Genomic DNA, 17,142 nt, shown 5'->3' on the forward strand with positions numbered 1-17,142 from the left:
GCCAGGTACCGACATGTCAGATCACGCCCTTCATCTTCAGTTCTGCCTGCTCGCCGTCCGAGAGTCCGAGGAGCCCGCCCCACACCGAGGAGTTGTCGTGACCCGGCGCCGACGCTCCCGCGTTGCGCACGGATCCGGGTGTCTCACTGAAGGTAGGCACGACGCCCAAGCCGAGGACGTTTTCACCGATCCGCTCGTCGTAGTGGTCGACGAGCATCCCCCGCTCGATCAGCTGCGGATCCTTGACGACATCTTCAACCGTATTGATCGGCCCGGCAACAACTCCCACTTCGGTGAGGCGTTCCACCAGGCTGGTGGGATCTTGGAGCGCGACCCAGGCGCTGATCAGTTCGTCGAGCTCGTCCTGATGTTTGCCACGGGCAACATGATTGGAGAAGCGGTCGTCATGCGCTAGTTCCGGTCGCCCCATGATGGTGCACAGACGCACGAAGAGCGTATCCTGATTGGCTGCGATCACCACCCAGTTTCCTTCAGAGGTCTGATAGATGTTGGACGGCGCAATACCCTCCAATCTCGTTCCCGAGGGCTGCCGGATGATCCCGCCCCGATCGTAATCCGGGATCGTGGATTCCTGCACCGCCAGACAGGATTCCGTGAGGGCAACGTCGACCACCTGACCACGGCCGGTCCGCTCTCGTGAGAGCAACGCCGCCAGCACTCCCTGAACGGCGAACATCCCGCCGAGAGAATCTCCGAGCGAAAGGGCAATACGCGGAGGCGCCTGCCCTGGATAACCGTTCAGATGCCGAAATCCGCTGACCGCTTCGGCAACCGAGGCGTAGCCGGCGCTCTTGGCTTGCGGTCCGCTCTGCCCGTAACCGGATACCCTGGCCAACACCAACTTCGGATTGCGCGCACTGAGAACGTCGAATCCCAGGCCCCACTTCTCGAGGGTGCCCGGCCGGAAGTTCTCGACCACCACATCGGCATGTTCGATCAGATTCAGAAACAGGTCTCGTCCCGCGTCGACGCGAAGGTCCAACGTCACACACCGCTTGTTGCGGGCGTGAACCGTCCAGAAGAATCGATGACCGTCCTGCTCGGCCTGACCCCAGGTACGAAGCGGGTCCGGGCGGTCCGGCGATTCGATCTTGATCACGTCGGCGCCCATGTCGCCGAGCAGTTTCCCGGCGAAGGGCCCGGCGATCAAGGTTCCGAGTTCAATCACCCGATATCCGTCCAGGGGCCCGGTGGGCGCACCTTCCGACACAGCTGCCTCCTCTGGGAACTTTTCTCCCCTTGAAGGCTACGTCACCACCCGATATCGCAACATCATGTCGTGGTCTTCGTGATCGAGCATGTGGCAGTGCCAGACGTACCCCTGCAGGTCCCCCATACCGGCTTCTCCGTGTGCCGAGTGGTCTGCCATGGAACCTCTCGCGAAAGTTGCATCCGGATCGAAGCCCAACTCGTCGGCCGTCGGAAAGCGCACGATCACGCGGGTGATCGAGTTGGCATCCACGATGACAGTGTCCTTCTCCCCCGTTTCCCACACTTCGGGAGGCCGCAGCGAAGAGGTCACGAATTCCTCTGCCGACGGCGTCCACCGGACCCCCAAGTCAGGCACCGGATACCGCTGCATCAGTGCTGCAGTGTCGAGGCTTTGGCGTCCCACAACGCGGAACGCCACCAGGTGCAGATGAATCGGATGTGGTTCCGTGGTGATGTTGATCAGATTCCATTGCTCGATGGTTCCCTGACGCGGCAGTTCGATATCTGAATCAGTGAACCTCAAATTGTTGAGCGACATGGTGATCGACGGGTAATCCGAGGGACGCGACAGCTGCATGATCGTGAGATTTCGCACCATATCCGGGGACGCCGGTTCGGCAGCAACGGAATTCAGCTGCTGCGGGATCGAGCCGGTGAATCCCTTTGCGCTGCCCACGTCGAACCGACAGAAGACCGGCATCACCTGTGTGCCGCGTTGCGCCACCGCAAGGGGTACCGGTTCGTCGTTGCGCAATTCCACCGTCGTGCCCGGCTCGAGCATGCTGAAGTCGACCAGCAGATCAGCGCGTTCACCCGGACTCAGCCGGACGTGATCCGTCGGCGCCGGAGCGGCCAAAAAACCGCCTTCGGAACCGATCACCCAGAACCGCATACGATTTGCGAAGTGCAGATTCCACACCGAATAGGTTGCGGCATTGAGCAGTCGCAATCGATACAGGCCGCGGGCAACCTCCACTTTCGGCCACACGACGCCGTTCACCACGCCAACGTCACCGGGGGTCGCCGGATCCCAGGAACCTTGCGGAGTGAGCCACGTGGAACGGACACTCTGTTGACCGTCGGAGGTGAAGACCTTGTCCTGCAGAATCATCGGAAGCTCGAATTCGCCGGACGGCAAGCCGAGAGAATTCCCGGTGGTGCCTGTATCTGCGTCGTCACGGAGAAAATACATCCCGACCAGCCCGGCGTAGACGTTGAGGCGCGTCATTCCCATGGCGTGATCGTGATACCAAAGATTGCCGGCGGCACGACCATTCGTGTACTCGTGAACCAAACCTTCGCCCGGACGCTGAATCAGCTCCGGATGCCCGTCGAACTGCGGTGCAGTAACTCCTCCGTGCAGGTGAAGCGAGGTGGGGACCTGTGTGCGGTCGAGGTCGCTGACGCCGTGCAGACCCGGATCGACATCCGCGGCAAGCGGATACGCAGAAATGTCATTGGCATATCGGACTGTGACGAGCTGATCGACGTGAGCTTCGATGGTGGGGCCCAGATAATCCATTCCGCCGTAACCCAGCGACGGCGACGACGGTAGGTCCGGATGGAATCGGTGCATCGACGATGCCGCACGAAGCTCCAGGTTGCCACCCGAAATGCCCGGCAGGACAGGAAGGGTCTCCCGAAACGGTTCCAGACGGGGCGACGGAAGTTGGAACGGGCGCAGTGGATCGACATCAGGTGGTCGAGCCGTCGCTGATCCAGCCGACAACGCGCTCAGACCGGCCAGCAGGCCAAGCCCTTGAACAAACGATCGGCGACGGATCTTGTGTGACTCGTCCACTCACGGCCCCCTCACGCTGACGGCATCCGGAGCGGGTTACCCGTGTGCCCGCACGGTCAAACACCGACCACCTTCTCCAACCAAAGCTCGAAAATCGGCGACCTTACCCCACCGCACCGGTCGCCGTACTCGACGACCTCCTCCGTCCCGACGAAACACGTTTGCGGACAACGGATGCACTCTTGCAGCTTTGCGAGAAGCCGAAGATTCGAAAACGCTCTTGACTCGAACGCATGTTCGAGTATGATTTGGGGAGGGGATCGGGGGATTCAATGAGTGTCTTGTTGTCGGACGTGGTGTCTGGTTCTGCGGTGGGGTTACGCGGACGCCTGTGGCGGTTGACTGCTGCCGAGTTGCGTGAGGCTGCTGTCGAGGCGAGTGCGGAGATTCTGCGCCTGGAAGCCGTTCGAGTGGCAGTGGTCGACGAGTTGTCGTTGCGCCCGGATGATCAGGTGATCGCCAGCCGCGGAGTGGGTGCGTGGTTGGCGGCCAACACGATGCTGCAGGTTCGGGACGGGAAGAAGATCGCCGCTCTCGGTGCAGCGTTGCGGCCATTTCCGGCGGTGGCTGCTCGGTTCGATTGCGGGGATTGCTCGTTCGAGCATGCCGTGTTGATCGTGGCGTTCTGCGAATCACCACCGAAAGGCATGCCGGACGCCGCGCTCCCTCGCTGTATCGACCTACTGCTTGCGGCTGCGTCGGGCGTGGAAGCGACGACCACGAAAGTGCGGAACGTGATCGCGACCTTGGAGCGGTTGTTCGAGTCGGATGAAATTCCACCCGCCGAAGACGTCGACCGGAATGAGCTGCGGATCGCGTCGACATTGAACGGTCGAGTGGTGGTGCGCGGCGATTTCGATGCCCTGACCGGTGAAATGTTGTTGTCGGCGTTGTCGAATCTGACGATGCCCACCCCGGCACCCGATGGAACCCCGGATTCTCGGTCGGCAGCGAAACGAACTGCCGACGGGTTCACCGAACTGATCCGCCGCTATCTCGACTGCGCCAAAACAGGCACAGACGGTGGTCAACGCCCGCACGTGAACGTGCACATCAATGCTCGTGATTTGGCTGAGCATCGGGATTGCGCCGCGTCGCCTTCTGATGTGGACGACGAAGGCTCACCCGATCTGGACTTGTCGGATCTTGATGTCGGGCACATGCCCTGGCTCGGGCCACTGTCGGTGTCGCAGACCCGACTTCTCGGGTGTGATTGTTTCCTGTCGACCGTTCTGCTCGACGATCACGGCGCGCCCTTGGATGCGCAACCAGGGAAGAGGTTGGTCACCGCCGAACAACGCGTCGCCCTCATCGCCCGAGACAAAGGCTGCGCCTTCCCGGGCTGCACATGCGTGCCCGCCTGGACGGATGCGCACCATATCCGGCACTGGGCAAACGGTGGCCCGACGGTGATGAACAACCTGGTCCTGCTGTGCCGTTCACATCACCGGCTGATGCACCGCAAATCCGGGTTCGTCGGGAAATGGGAAATCCGAATAGGAGTCGACAACAAACCCTGGTTCATCCCGCCGCCCTCGATCGACCCCGGGCAGCAACCGCGCCCAGCGAACACCACATTCAAAACCTGAGAACGAACCTCAGGCACAACAGAACACGGCCGAGCACCGCATCGAAGGGATCCCCCCGATGCGGTGCCAACAGGCCGTGGCGAACCCGTCAGACGGCCTGCGCAACCTTGGCGGCTCGCGGGAATCGCTCCCGAATCTCCGCTGGCGTGACAACTCTCGGGTCCAGGGGTTGCTCGTCACGCAGGTGGCGCTCCAACACCTTGCCCGTCATCGGCGCAATGACTTTCAGAGCAGTGGTCATGTTCTTCGGTGAACTACCCAACCGGACTGCCGTTCGCACCGCGGGCGCAATTGCTCTGTCCAACAACGCTGGCTGATCGAACCCACCCATCGTTCGCATCCAGCCGGGCAAAGTCGCGATAGTGGCCGGCGCGACCAATCGGCTGAATGTCGCGAACTTCGTCTTCCCCTGCGCTCTCGGTGTTCTCAACAAGTAGTGCATCGCCCGGTTGGCACGCTCGGAGGTACACAATCTGGGCCTGACTTCAGCGAAGTACTCACGTACCTCGTCTCGGGAGCGTGGAACGTCGGAGGTCTTGCATGTCTGTAGTTCGGCAGCGATCACGCATTCTTCCCAGTACCGCTGCTCTTCGACAGCTGAAAGCGGGCCCGGCCCATACATCTCGTAGCACTTGAGCACCGAATGCCAACCCGTCACGTGGATCCAGAGTTGTGACGCCGGATTGTTTGCGCTGTAACGAGTTCCGGTGATCGGTTCGATGCCCGTAGCCTGAGCATGAACTGTCATGAGGTGGTCGGACAAGGCCAATGCCGTCCGCCCGTCGGCAGTGGCGACGGTCAGGAAGTACGCCAAGGTTCGGTCGAGTCGCCCGGCCGGATCGCTGTAAATCCCGCTCATGTCTGCCACTGCGGCAGCCAAGAAGGGGTCGAAGTGCTCGAGCACCACCGACCGCTGGAACCCGATCAGCGCTGTCGGCGCGGCCCAGATCTTCCAACTGGGTGATCCTGGGCCGAAGAAGCCGTAATCCTCACGCGGTCGATTCATCGTCAGTTCAGACATTTCATTCCTCCCCGTTCGTTGAGCCTGCACCGTTCATTTCGTAGGCACCAGACAATGCGACTACTTGCTGCCAGACGTACTCGAATCGCTCCGCCGCAAACGTGGGGCGCCGGATAGATGCCAGTGCCAACCGTTGCTGATCTTCACTGGCGCTGGGTTTTCCGTACAACTCCACCGCTGCAGCACTGAAGTCGCGGACCAGGACATCGAAGATCTGATCCAGCACCCCACCGTTCCGCTGCCCCTCGTCCAATCCCAAGATCTCGGCTTGTTCGAGGATCAACTGGCCGTAGACGACGAGGGTGAAGAGTTCGGTGATCGCCAGGCCGAAGTCCAAGTCGACCTGCTGCGCCGCATCCGGTGCAGCTTCGGCCAAAAGGGTCACGAGCGCTTCTGCCTGCTCCACGAACAACGCGACGTTGGGAACATCCGCGAACTTCGCGTACACCGCTCGCCAGTCGTCGAATCGAACCTTGGACAACCCCCGTGCCGGGCCCTGACGGAACAGGAACTCGTCGTCGGCTGCGTCGTTACGCGTCGGAATCGCCGGAAACGACTCGGGGGGCAAAGAGGTACGCCGGCATGAACTTGGCGATCAGGGCGAGATTGACGGCGACGGTCCCCTCGAGCTTGGGCAGCCCGTCGACATCCATCTTGGCCACCGCGAGGTAGCTGTCCTTCTCGAAGCCCTTTGCCGCAGCGATGTCGGAGAGCAGTCCGATCACCTTCTGTGCCTCGGTTGTCACCTTCATCTTGGTGACAGGATTGAACAAGAGGTAGCGGCGGTCCTCGGGCGATGCGGTGCGGAAGTAGTCCACCGCACGATCCGAGAAGAGCCTCATCGCCAGCAGGCGCGCGTACGCGTCGACGAATTCACGTCGTACGTGTGGGAACGCCGTGACGGGATTGCCGAACAGGATTCGATTGTGCGCGTGGGTAATCGTCTCGTACAAGGCATGAGTCGACATACCGATTCCGCCGAAACACAGGTTGAATTTTCCGATGTTCACGGTGTTGAGTGCGGCACTGAATGCTGCCTCGCCGGTATGCAGGATATCCTCTGCCGCAACGGGATAGTCGACGAGTGAGAACTCCGCTACGTACATCTGCGCCGGGACGATGTTCTTCACCACGGTGAATGCCGGATGGTCCGAGTCGGCGTAGAAGAAGACGTACTGATCAGTGCCCTCCACTCCGTCGACACGACCGAAGACAGAGACCGTGTTGGCGCAGTTGCCATTTCCGATGTAGTACTTCGAACCGCTGGCCAGGTACCCGCCGCTGCCGTTGGGCGTCAAGACCATGTCGGTGGAGTAGACGTCCGCGCCATGCTCTTTCTCGGACAGTCCGAATGCCGCAACGCCTCCGGAAGCCAAAGCGGAAGCTGCTCGCGCCCTTGCCGTCTCGTTGTCGCTCTGCCACACCGGCCCGAGACCGAGGATGGTCACCTGCCACGGGTACCAGTAGTTGAGTCCGTAGAAGCCGAGGATCTCGGACAGCGCGGCGATACGGCTGGTATCCCAGCGCTTGTCGGAGTCACCGCCGCTGTCGCGGGCGGGCGTCAGAAATGTGGCGAACAGACCTTCCTTCGCCGCGAAATCGAGGAAATCGGAGTAGAAGATCTTGTCGTGATAGTCGGCCAGGAGTCGGTTCTTTCCACGCGCCTCGAACCAGTCGACGGTCGCGCCCAGCAGTCTCCGCGTGGTCGCGTCGAACTCCGGCCGATCGTACGTGGAGGGATGGAGCAGCAGATCATTCGGCACTAAAGAGGTCGACGCTGTCATAGCGGTTGTTCTCCTCGATATCTCGGCAGAGGCGCCTCACTGAGCACCATTCGAATACAACGCCACCGTAACAATTGCAGACGATGAATACAACGGTTGCGTATTATTCACGAAGAAGTGGCAGGCAGATTAGGGTGAGAGCGGAGGTGATGCACACGATGACCAGGTCACAAGCTGACGCAACGGATACACCGCGGCGCAAGTACGCCCCTCGCATGGCGCCGGAGCAACGTCGCGAGCAGCTCCTCGACGCAGCATTCGAGGTCACCGGCCGCGTTGGCCTGCACAACCTCAGCATGGAATCCGTCGCTGCCGAAGCCGGTGTCGGCAAGCCCGTCCTCTACACGATTTTCGATACCAGGACCGATCTCGTCGCTGCACTGCTGCGCCGCGAGCACGAGCGAGCCATCGCTCAGGTGCTCGAAACCATGCCGACAGATCTGAGCGAACTCGGCCCAGCGGCGTCGTACACCGGGACCGTCGGCGCCTTCGTCGACGCCGTACTGGAGAACCCGACGCGCTGGCGCCTGATTCTGACGTCTGTCGAGAACGCCCCCAGCGAGTATCACGGCTTGTTGAAGCTCTCTCGCGGAGCTGTCTTCGCCCGCGCCGAAGAACTGGCCCGCGCCGGGATTGCCCTCGAGTCGAAGCTCGAAGGCCTTGATCCGGTTCTCCTCGCACACACCATGATGTCGTTCGCCGAAATGCTCGGACGACTGGCCGTCAGTGATCCCGAAACCTATACCCGAGAACGACTTTCCAGTTTTGCCGTGGCTCTCGCACAATCGGTCGGGCGTTAGCGGCCGACTGAAACCTGTCGGTCGGATCTGCTTCAATACACGCATGACATCACCATCGATCGAACCGCTACAGCTTTTCGAAACGTCTCCGGGCAACTGGTCACTGATGCTCACCGACCAGCATTTCGGCAAGGTGGCATCGATATTCGAGCAGGTAGAGGGTTTCGAAGGCTCCGGTTACGACTGGGCGTCGGTCGCCCACGCAGTGGTAGGCCGCGATGCACCGCATCTGGAGGGCCGCTTCGGCACCGATCCCGAAGCGGGCATGTTTGTTGCGTACGGCAGCGACAACGGAGCTCTCGGTGAGCTCGGAGCGCTACTCGCCAAAGCGTATTCGGATGCCGAGTACCTCGGTGGCCTGGTCGCCATTTCCGAACTCGACTAGAGCGCCTGTCGAAACGACACCGGCCCCACACCTAGGTGCGGGGCCGGTACCGAACGAAAGATCTAGCCGACCAACAGCTCGGCAATCTGAATCGTGTTGAGCGCGGCACCCTTACGCAGGTTGTCGCCCGAAACGAAGAGCGCGAGTCCGCGTCCCTCCGGGACACCCGGATCCTGACGGATACGACCGACCAGCGACGCGTTGCCACCGGCAGCGGCCAGCGGCGTCGGAACCTCGACCAGCTCGACGCCCGGAGCGTCGGCGAGGATCTCCTTGGCGCGAGCAACCGAGAGCGGGTTGGCGAACTCTGCGTTGATCGCGAGCGAGTGCCCGGTCACGACGGGAACGCGCACGCACGTACCCGAAACCAACAGATCGGGAAGTCCGAGGATCTTGCGGCTCTCGTTGCGGAGCTTCTGATCCTCGTCGGTCTCGCCGCTTCCGTCGTCGACCAGCGAACCTGCGAGAGGCAGGACGTTGAACGCGATGGGGGCGACGTAGTTGTTCGGGGCCGGGAAGTCGACGGCACTGCCGTCGTGAACCAGCTTCTCCGCGTCTCCGACTACGGCGCGCACCTGGCCGAGGAGTTCCTCGACGCCGGCGATGCCGCTACCGGACACGGCCTGGTAGCTGGAGACGATCAGACGCTGCAGACCGGCTTCGTCGTGCAGAACCTTCAGCACCGGCATCGCTGCCATGGTGGTGCAGTTGGGGTTCGCGATAATGCCCTTGACCAGGTTCTTCGTGTCCTGCGGGTTGACCTCGCTGACCACGAGGGGAACCTCGGGATCCTTGCGCCATGCCGAAGAGTTGTCGACAACGGTCGCGCCGGCAGCAGCGAAGCGCGGAGCCTGGGCGCGCGAGAGCGTCGCACCGGCTGAGAACAGGGCGATGTCGATGCCCTTCAGGTCCTCATCCGATGTGGCGGCCGCATCCTCGACGATGATCTCTTCGCCGCGGAAGGGCAGCTTCTTACCGGCGGAGCGTGCAGATGCGAAGAACCGCACCTTGTCCGCGGGAAAGTTCCGCTCTTCGAGCAAAGTGCGCATGACGATGCCGACCTGACCGGTCGCACCGACAACAGCGATAGTCGTCATGAGAAATTACCGTCCCGTTCCAGCGTGTACTACTGCTTCTTCTTCGCCACCGAGCCCGAAAGCGTCGTGGATGACACGTACAGCGTCGTCCAATTCGGTGTCCTTGACCAGCACTGAGATGCGGATCTCAGAGGTCGAGATGAGGTCGATGTTGATGTCTGCCTTGGCCAGCGCCTCGCAGAACGTAGCGGTGACGCCCGGGTGGCTCCGCATTCCGGCGCCGACCAGGGAAACCTTGCCGATGTGGTCGTCGAACAAGATCTGCGTGAAACCGATGTCTTCCTGACGCTTGGTCAGGATCTCGACGGCACGGGGGCCGTCGGCCGTCGGAAGCGTGAAGGTGATGTCCGTCTTGTTGGTCTCCACCTTGGAGATGTTCTGCAGCACCATGTCGATGTTGATCTCGGCATCGGAGACTGCGCGGAACACCTTGGCAGCGTGTCCCGGTGTGTCCGGCAATCCGACAACGGTGATCTTGGCTTCGCCGCGATCGTGCGCGACTCCGGTGATCAGGGCCTCTTCCACAGGAATGTCCTCCATCGATCCGGACACGATTGTTCCGGGCTTGGTGGTGTATGACGAACGGACGTGCACAGGCACGTTGTAACGACGGGCGTACTCGACGCACCGGAGCATGAGCACCTTCGCACCACACGCTGCGAGTTCGAGCATTTCCTCGAAGGAAACCGTCTCGAGGCGGTGAGCGTCGGGGACGATGCGCGGATCGGCGGAGAAAACGCCGTCGACGTCGGTGTAGATCTCGCAGACGTCAGCGTTGAGTGCAGCTGCCAACGCCACGGCAGTGGTGTCCGAGCCACCGCGTCCGAGCGTCGTGATGTCCTTGCTGTCCTGGCTGACGCCTTGGAATCCGGCGACCAGAACGATCGAGCCTTCGTCCAGCGCAGTGCGAACACGGCCCGGCGTGACGTCGATGATCTTGGCGTTTCCGTGGCTGCCGGTCGTGATGACTCCGGCTTGTGAGCCCGAGAACGAACGAGCTTCGGCGCCGAGGGAGTGAATTGCCATCGCTACCAAGGAGTTGGAGATGCGCTCACCCGAGGTCAGCAGCATGTCCATTTCACGGGCCGGCGGGGAAGGGCACACCTGCTGAGCCAGATCGAGCAGCTCATCGGTGGTATCGCCCATCGCTGACACCACGACGACGACATCATTGCCGGCCTTCTTGGTCTCGACGATCCGTTCAGCGACTCGTCGGATGCGCTCGGCGGTTGCCACCGAGGATCCGCCGTACTTCTGGACGACGAGAGCCACGCGTTTCTACCTCCAGGTCGAAATTGTTTACAGATACCAGAGGTCGAGCTTACCGAGGTGGTCCTGGGACTTCCCGATGCGTACTGCTGTTCGCCTCAGATCCGCGCGGGATCAGTTGCGAGATCCGCGCTCGCATCAACGTCGCAGAACGCGAGCCACCGGCAACGTAACCGACCACCGCGACGGCAACTCCGCAGGCGAGAAGCACGCGGATACTGCTGACCAGCGAAACTGCCAGCGCGTCGTACACCGCGACTGCCGCCTCGGATGACGGTATGTCTGAATTCTGTAAATAGACCCGCCGCACGACGGCCAGCGCCACCAACAGGGCGATCATCGCCACCGCCGTCGCCAGCCCGACCAGGGACAGTGCGCGCATTCGCCTCGGCGCAACTGCGACGGCCGCGATCGCACAGGCCAGCGACACCCACGGCAGCCAGGCCGCTGCCCGGTCGAGAGTGTTCGAGAGGTCCTGGGCCCGCACCAGCTCGTCGGATTGCAGGATCTCGAACTGCGGATCGAACGTCGGGAGACGATCGACGACGGTGAATCCGCGATCGCGGAGGTTCGTCCGCAGTTCTGTCATGATCGGCTCGAGGGACAAGGTGACTGTTCCGCTGTCGTCGGACCGAACGATGCCGTCGGTGGCTCTGCCGGTCACCATCGCAGCAAGTTGCGCGTGCGCCTGACGGTTGGCCGCGGTCCAGAGCGTCGCGAACTGGTCGCTGGAGACCAACGACTGAGCCGCCTCCCGAACAAGTTTCTCGGCTTGTCTCGTCACCACCTGCGGAAACCGGTCCAACCGCTGCGTCAGTTCCTCGGTCAGCCGATCAACGACAGCCGCTTGGACAGCAGGTTCGGAAGCCAACGGGGCAACCGTCTCGACGTAACTGTCGGTGTCGTTCACCTGGGTGTGGACGAACAGCGCGAGCACCGAGCCGGCAGCACCGAGACCAGCGAGAACGATCAGCAGTGAACAGACGATCCAGCGGATCGAGCGCATCACGTGTGCTTGGCGCGCGCCGGTCGAATCTTCGCGGTGATGTGGTGAATGCGGTGATCGTCAGCGGGTATCCGGAAGGTCTCGGTAACCCGAACGGTCATCAGGTTCCGCCCGAACAACCCGGCGTCGAGGAGGTAGTCAGCCGTCAGGTCGTCCCCGTCGACCGTCCACTCCACCTCACGAATTTCGCGGATCACGCGATACTGAGGACCTCCGGAAAGGCTGCGCCGCAAATGATTCCCCGAAAATCCGGTCTTGAGCCCGACCTCGTGGCGTACCGCGTCCGGAGCCAGCGGTACGGAACTGCCATCGTGACTGCGGAGCGCGTCGAGGTACGTGCTCGCCACGGCGATTCGGGGATCCATGGACGACAGTCCACCATTTTCGGGGCCGAAACGGCAGCACAATTCGGCGACAAATTGGACATGAGGGCGAACCCCACCGATTTCTCGCGAAATCCAGGAGTAGAGTGCTGTGCATGCAGCGCGCACTCCTTCTTGGTTGCCGCGACGGGGTCTGATCCAGACTGGCCTCCCGCCGCGGGGTTTTTGTGCGCCGGTCGACCAAGCCTTCCGGACTCATGGTCTTGACCAACAGGTCAACAGGCCGGGTCCACAATCCTGGAGATCACACCCATGTCCCCCGCTGACGCATTCACCACCGGCACTCGCACCATCACCCCGCCCACGAAGCCGGCACCGTCCGACCAGCCTGCGTGGAACACGCAGAAGAACTCGTCGATGCCGACGTTCCGCTACCGCCCGTTCGCCGAAGAGGTCGAGACGGTCACGCTGCCCGACCGCACCTGGCCGGACAAGATCATCGACCGAGCACCCCAGTGGTGTGCCGTTGACCTGCGCGACGGCAACCAGGCGCTGATCGATCCGATGAGCCCGGCGCGCAAGCGTCGTATGTTCGATCTCCTGGTTCGTATGGGCTACAAGGAGATCGAGGTCGGCTTCCCGTCCGCGAGCCAGACGGACTTCGATTTCGTTCGCGAGATCATCGAGGACGGCGCCATCCCGTCCGACGTCACCATCCAGGTGCTGACGCAGTCGCGTCCCGAGCTGATCAAGCGCACGTTCGAGGCCTGTGAAGGTGCCGAGAACGCGATCGTGCACTTCTACAACTCCACCTCGATTCTGCAGCGCCGCGTCGTGTTCCGCGCCGACAAGGACACGATCAAGAAGATCGCCACCGACGCCGCCGAACTGGTCCTCGCCGAGTCGAAGAAGTACCCGGACACGAACTGGCGCTGGGAATACTCGCCCGAGTCCTACACCGGCACCGAGCTCGAGTACGCCAAGGAAGTATGTGACGCCGTCACCGAAACCCTGGGTGCGACGCCGGCCAACCCGGTCATCCTGAACCTGCCCGCCACCGTCGAGATGGCTACACCCAACGTGTATGCCGACTCCATCGAGTGGATGCACCGCAACCTGGCCCGCCGCGATTCGGTCATCCTGTCGCTGCACCCCCACAACGACCGCGGCACGGGTGTCGCTGCAGCCGAGCTGGGCTACCAGGCCGGCGCGGACCGCATCGAAGGCTGCCTGTTCGGCAACGGTGAGCGCACCGGCAACGTCTGCCTGGTCACTCTCGCTCTGAACATGTTCACGCGCGGCGTCGACCCGCAGATCGATTTCTCGAACATCGACGAGATCCGTCGCACGGTCGAGTACTGCAACCAGCTTCCCGTCCACGAGCGTCATCCGTACGGCGGCGACCTGGTCTACACCGCGTTCTCCGGCAGCCACCAGGACGCGATCAACAAGGGCCTCGACGCCATGAAGGTCGACGCCGACAGCCAGAACTCCGACGTCGACGACATTCTCTGGCAGGTCCCCTACCTGCCGATCGACCCGAAGGACGTCGGCCGCAGCTACGAGGCCGTCATCCGTGTGAACTCGCAGTCCGGCAAGGGCGGCGTCGCATACATCATGAAGGCCGATCACGGTCTGGTGCTGCCGCGTCGTCTGCAGGTCGAGTTCTCGCAGTCGGTCCAGAAGATCACCGACGGCGAGGGCGGCGAGGTCTCGCCGAAGGAAATGTGGGATGTCTTCCACGAGGAGTACCTCGCTCCCATCACCCCGCTCGAGCGCATGAAGCAGAAGGTCACCGCGTCCGAGGAGGACGGCGGCACCGATGCGATCACCGCGATCGTCAAGGTGAACGGCAAGGAGCAGGAGATCTCGGGTACCGGCAACGGCCCACTCGCTGCCTTCGTCGACGCGCTGGGAAGCATCAACTTCGACGTTCGTGTCCTCGACTACTCCGAGCACGCGATGTCCGCCGGTGACGACGCCCAGGCCGCGGCCTACGTCGAGTGCGCCGTGACGGGCCCGGAGGGTCAGAGCACCGTCGTCTGGGGTGTGGGTATCGCCACGTCGATCACGACGGCCTCGCTGCGCGCTGTGGTCTCGGCAGTGAACCGCGCCAGCTGACACTCAGCTCCTGACTCGTGAACAATCCCTGGTCTCACCCGATTTTCGGGTGGGGCCAGGGTCGTTTTCAGAGCACTGAAGATTTTCGGTCGATGTTTTCGATTCGGCATGACATTGGTCCCGAAAGAGTCGGTTAGCGAAGTTAACAAAAAGAATTCACCCATCGAGGATGATGCAGACGCCACGTGCGCGTGAGATAGTCAGCTCAGACAAATCCGACTTGTGAAATGGAGCTCGACAATGGATTCCTTTTGGGACTTCCTCTGGCTGATCATCATCAGCTTCGCGTTCATCGCGTACTTGATCCTGCTCTTCTCGATCATCACCGACCTGTTCCGCGATCACAAGACCTCCGGCTGGGTGAAGGCAATCTGGATCGTCTTCCTGTTCTTCATTCCGCTGCTCACCTCGCTCGTCTACCTGATCGTTCGCAGTGACGGAATGGCACAGCGGTCCCTCGAGGCTGCGCAGCAGGTCAAGAACGCACAGGACAGCTACATCCGTGAGGTTGCCGGAAAGTCCCCGGCCGAATCCATCGCAGATGCAAAGGCACTTCTCGACGCCGGCACCATCAGTGAAGAAGAATTCGCAGCACTGAAGGCCAAGGCTCTCGCCTGATACCGGCCCTCACTAAGCGACCCTCACTAAACCGTGAGGATTGCACTACCGAAACGGGAGCGACACTAATCGTGTCGCTCCCGTTTTGTGTTCATTCACCAACAGCTGCTCATTCACCGACAGCCGTTCATTCACCAACGGCCCTTCATTCACCGACAGCCTTCATTCACCGACAGCACGCGCGACGTCACGAAAGGCGTCGAGCACGACTCCGATAGCCGGACTGCGGTTGGCGTGTAACCGAGTTGCCAATTCATAAACTCGTGCAGCGCGCACTCCCGCCACCGGTTTCCTCGACACTCCGGGATGCGTGATCGCGTATCGCGGCATCAAAGCCACGCCGTGGCCCGCCGCCACCAGTTCTTCGATGACGCGGAAATCGTTTATCCGATGAGCGACGCGAGGCTGGACGCCGGTTACCGACGCAACCGACAGCAGAACGTCGTCGACCGGAAACCCGCCGCGCACGCTTATCCAGTTCTCGTCGGCCAATTGTTCCAGCCGGACCGAATCCTGCTCGGCGAGTGGATGATCAGGCCGCAGCACCAGATCGATCGGTTCACGCATCAGCGGTTGCACGCTTACCCGGGGAAACGACGTCTCGGCTCCGCGTTCGTCACGGTGAGTGAGGATCACATCGTGATCGGCCAACAGCCCAGGGACGGCGGACGCCGGTTTGTCGACGTCGTAGGCGTCGATGTCCACGTCCGAGTTCTTCAGCGCCGTCAGGACACCGGGCAGCAGGAGCGCCGCGCCGGAGGGAAAGAACGCGACTCGCACCTTTCCCCGCGGCGAGCCTCGGTACGACGCCATCTCGTCCGCCGCCCGGTCTAGCGCCGCCACCACGTCGTCGGCGCGAAGCACCAGCGCTCGACCCGCGTCGGTGAGGCGCAGCGTGCGCCCGTCCGGTTCGAGGAGCGAGACCCCCGCTTCTCGTCCGAGGATCTTGAGTTGTTGCGAGACGGCGGACGGCGTCATCGAGAGGGCGAGAGCAGTAGCGCCGACGGTTCCTCGGTCGGCGAGCTCGCGGAGGATTCGCAAGCGCGTGGCATCCATACGGTGACGAATATCCATGTAGCAAAACTACATGGATAGTGCATCTATATTCGCTTGTTCTGATGCTTCGTAAGGCTCACGATTAACGCATGACTCCCCGCGACCGTCTCCTCGGCCTGACCGTGATCGTCTTGTGGGGTCTGAACTTCCTGGCCATTCGCGTCGGCCTGGATCATTTCCCGCCGTTCTTCTTCGCAGCGCTGCGGTTTCTGATCATCGCGATTCCGGTGGTCATCTTCGTGCCGCGTCCACAGGTGCCGCTCCGCTGGCTGCTGCTCTACGGATTCGGTTTCGGATTCGGCCAGTTCGTCTTCCTCTTCTGGGCGATGCATTCGGGGATGCCGACGGGCCTTGCATCACTTGTCCTGCAGTCGTCAGCACCGTTCACCGTCCTACTCGGCGCTTTCCTGCTCCGCGAGAAGCTCAGCGTCTGGCAAGTCTCCGGTATCGCCGTCGCCGTTGGCGGGATGTCCTTGATCGGCTGGGACCGCTCGCACCACGCGGCACTGCTGCCCGTCGTCCTCACACTCCTCGGCGGCCTGTCCTGGGCGTTCGGCAATCTCGGCAGCCGCTTGGCTGCGGCAAACACCGTCGGCGAGCCTGCACCGATGCGCTTGATGTTGTGGATGTGTGTCATCCCGCCGTTACCGATGCTCGCACTGTCAGCCGTGGTCGAAGGCCCCACAGTCGGCTGGCACGCACTCGGCACCGCATTCAGCGCCGACGCCTGGCCGTCGCTGGTCGGACTGGCCTACATCATTCTGCTCGGCACCATCGCCGGATCCGGGCTCTGGACGATGCTCATGGGCCGCTATCCCGCCGGCATGGTGGCGCCGCTCTCCTTGCTGGTGCCAGTCGTGGGAATCGGCGCGTCCTGGCTGTTCCTGCACGAGGATCCGAGCCCGTTGTCACTGGTCGGGGCGGTCATCGTGATCGCCGGAGCGAGCGCCGCACAGATGAGGCGTAAGCCCGCGAACACTGTTTTCTCGGACACACCTGCAGCCTCACCACCGGCGCGACTCGGCGTCTGACGACGCCC

Annotated in this window: 14 protein-coding genes and 1 pseudogene; 6 read left to right on the forward strand and 9 right to left on the reverse strand. The window is 62.1% G+C overall.

From position 1 onward, the window contains the following. Positions 1-16: 16 nt before the first annotated feature. The gene (locus G4D79_RS03005) at positions 17-1,231 is read right to left on the reverse strand and encodes a CaiB/BaiF CoA-transferase family protein (RefSeq protein ID WP_099696756.1); all 1,215 of its coding nucleotides are present in this window, start codon (positions 1,229-1,231) and stop codon (positions 17-19) included. A 36-nt stretch (positions 1,232-1,267) separates the two neighbouring features. Beyond that, a complete protein-coding gene (locus G4D79_RS03010) occupies positions 1,268-3,034 on the reverse strand; it encodes a multicopper oxidase family protein (protein ID WP_099696757.1) in 1,767 nt (588 codons plus the stop codon). Positions 3,035-3,306: 272 nt separating this feature from the next. On the opposite strand from G4D79_RS03010, the gene G4D79_RS03015 reads away from it, so the two are divergent. Then, complete coding sequence (locus G4D79_RS03015; RefSeq protein WP_099696758.1) at positions 3,307-4,623, forward strand: HNH endonuclease signature motif containing protein; 1,317 nt, start codon at positions 3,307-3,309, stop codon at positions 4,621-4,623. Positions 4,624-4,711: 88 nt separating this feature from the next. Here G4D79_RS03015 and G4D79_RS03020 read toward each other — a convergent pair whose 3' ends face one another. Together G4D79_RS03020 and G4D79_RS03025 are read right to left on the reverse strand one after the other, a co-directional pair. Next, complete coding sequence (locus G4D79_RS03020; protein ID WP_080961232.1) at positions 4,712-5,644, reverse strand: oxygenase MpaB family protein; 933 nt, start codon at positions 5,642-5,644, stop codon at positions 4,712-4,714. A 1-nt stretch (position 5,645) separates the two neighbouring features. Next, positions 5,646-7,428, reverse strand: a pseudogene (locus G4D79_RS03025) (acyl-CoA dehydrogenase). Between the two features lie 149 nt (positions 7,429-7,577). Between G4D79_RS03025 and G4D79_RS03030 the strand changes: the two are divergent. After that, positions 7,578-8,228 (forward strand): TetR/AcrR family transcriptional regulator, encoded by a 651-nt coding sequence (locus tag G4D79_RS03030; protein ID WP_007731498.1) that lies wholly within the window; start codon positions 7,578-7,580, stop codon positions 8,226-8,228. Between the two features lie 43 nt (positions 8,229-8,271). Then, the gene (locus tag G4D79_RS03035; protein ID WP_003943507.1) at positions 8,272-8,613 is read left to right on the forward strand and encodes an Imm51 family immunity protein; all 342 of its coding nucleotides are present in this window, start codon (positions 8,272-8,274) and stop codon (positions 8,611-8,613) included. Positions 8,614-8,675: 62 nt separating this feature from the next. On the opposite strand, the gene G4D79_RS03040 is transcribed toward G4D79_RS03035, so the two are convergent. Genes G4D79_RS03040 through G4D79_RS03055 form a run of 4 tightly spaced genes read right to left on the reverse strand, consistent with a single transcriptional unit; the run spans position 8,676 to position 12,350 of the window. Continuing rightward, on the reverse strand, positions 8,676-9,710 hold the full coding sequence (locus G4D79_RS03040; RefSeq protein ID WP_042447794.1) for an aspartate-semialdehyde dehydrogenase: 1,035 nt from the start codon (positions 9,708-9,710) through the stop codon (positions 8,676-8,678). Positions 9,711-9,716: 6 nt separating this feature from the next. Next, entirely contained in the window at positions 9,717-10,982 is a 1,266-nt protein-coding gene (locus G4D79_RS03045; RefSeq protein WP_003943494.1) for an aspartate kinase, read from the reverse strand. Positions 10,983-11,031: 49 nt separating this feature from the next. Next, the gene (locus tag G4D79_RS03050) at positions 11,032-11,985 is read right to left on the reverse strand and encodes a hypothetical protein (RefSeq protein WP_054825738.1); all 954 of its coding nucleotides are present in this window, start codon (positions 11,983-11,985) and stop codon (positions 11,032-11,034) included. Beyond that, positions 11,985-12,350 carry a hypothetical protein gene (locus tag G4D79_RS03055; RefSeq protein ID WP_099696759.1) on the reverse strand — a complete coding sequence of 122 codons (366 nt, stop codon included), beginning with the start codon at positions 12,348-12,350 and terminating at the stop codon, positions 11,985-11,987. Before G4D79_RS03055 ends, G4D79_RS03050 begins: the two co-directional genes overlap by 1 nt. Before the next feature lie 270 nt (positions 12,351-12,620). Between G4D79_RS03055 and leuA the strand changes: the two genes are divergently transcribed. Together leuA and G4D79_RS03065 are read left to right on the forward strand one after the other, a co-directional pair. After that, the gene (gene leuA / locus G4D79_RS03060; protein ID WP_003943488.1) at positions 12,621-14,429 is read left to right on the forward strand and encodes a 2-isopropylmalate synthase; all 1,809 of its coding nucleotides are present in this window, start codon (positions 12,621-12,623) and stop codon (positions 14,427-14,429) included. Between the two features lie 240 nt (positions 14,430-14,669). Then, positions 14,670-15,047, forward strand: a complete 378-nt coding sequence (locus tag G4D79_RS03065; protein ID WP_003943489.1) for an SHOCT domain-containing protein — start codon at positions 14,670-14,672, stop codon at positions 15,045-15,047. A gap of 162 nt (positions 15,048-15,209) precedes the next feature. Here the strand turns inward: G4D79_RS03065 and G4D79_RS03070 are convergent, their stop codons facing one another. Continuing rightward, positions 15,210-16,103, reverse strand: coding sequence for a LysR family transcriptional regulator (locus G4D79_RS03070; protein WP_003943476.1), 894 nt, complete (start codon positions 16,101-16,103; stop codon positions 15,210-15,212). An 89-nt stretch (positions 16,104-16,192) separates the two neighbouring features. Here G4D79_RS03070 and G4D79_RS03075 point away from each other — a divergent pair, with 89 nt between their 5' ends. Continuing rightward, entirely contained in the window at positions 16,193-17,134 is a 942-nt protein-coding gene (locus tag G4D79_RS03075; RefSeq protein WP_003943484.1) for an EamA family transporter, read from the forward strand. Positions 17,135-17,142: the final 8 nt, after the last annotated feature.

Origin of the sequence: Rhodococcus sp. WY5 (assembly GCF_018588185.1) — a bacterium.
Classification (GTDB): Bacteria; Actinomycetota; Actinomycetes; order Mycobacteriales; family Mycobacteriaceae; genus Rhodococcus_F; species Rhodococcus_F qingshengii.

What these genes read in the sequence shown, in the direction of transcription:
- G4D79_RS03030 (WP_007731498.1), top strand. Translation starts at nt 7,578, where the DNA reads ATGCACACGATGACCAGGTCACAAGCTGACGCAACGGATACACCGCGG.
- G4D79_RS03070 (WP_003943476.1), bottom strand. Translation starts at nt 16,103, where the DNA reads ATGGATGCCACGCGCTTGCGAATCCTCCGCGAGCTCGCCGACCGAGGA.
- G4D79_RS03035 (WP_003943507.1), top strand. Translation starts at nt 8,272, where the DNA reads ATGACATCACCATCGATCGAACCGCTACAGCTTTTCGAAACGTCTCCG.
- G4D79_RS03040 (WP_042447794.1), bottom strand. Translation starts at nt 9,710, where the DNA reads ATGACGACTATCGCTGTTGTCGGTGCGACCGGTCAGGTCGGCATCGTC.
- G4D79_RS03020 (WP_080961232.1), bottom strand. Translation starts at nt 5,644, where the DNA reads ATGTCTGAACTGACGATGAATCGACCGCGTGAGGATTACGGCTTCTTC.
- G4D79_RS03075 (WP_003943484.1), top strand. Translation starts at nt 16,193, where the DNA reads ATGACTCCCCGCGACCGTCTCCTCGGCCTGACCGTGATCGTCTTGTGG.
- G4D79_RS03065 (WP_003943489.1), top strand. Translation starts at nt 14,670, where the DNA reads ATGGATTCCTTTTGGGACTTCCTCTGGCTGATCATCATCAGCTTCGCG.
- G4D79_RS03015 (WP_099696758.1), top strand. Translation starts at nt 3,307, where the DNA reads ATGAGTGTCTTGTTGTCGGACGTGGTGTCTGGTTCTGCGGTGGGGTTA.
- G4D79_RS03050 (WP_054825738.1), bottom strand. Translation starts at nt 11,985, where the DNA reads ATGCGCTCGATCCGCTGGATCGTCTGTTCACTGCTGATCGTTCTCGCT.
- leuA (WP_003943488.1), top strand. Translation starts at nt 12,621, where the DNA reads ATGTCCCCCGCTGACGCATTCACCACCGGCACTCGCACCATCACCCCG.
- G4D79_RS03055 (WP_099696759.1), bottom strand. Translation starts at nt 12,350, where the DNA reads ATGGATCCCCGAATCGCCGTGGCGAGCACGTACCTCGACGCGCTCCGC.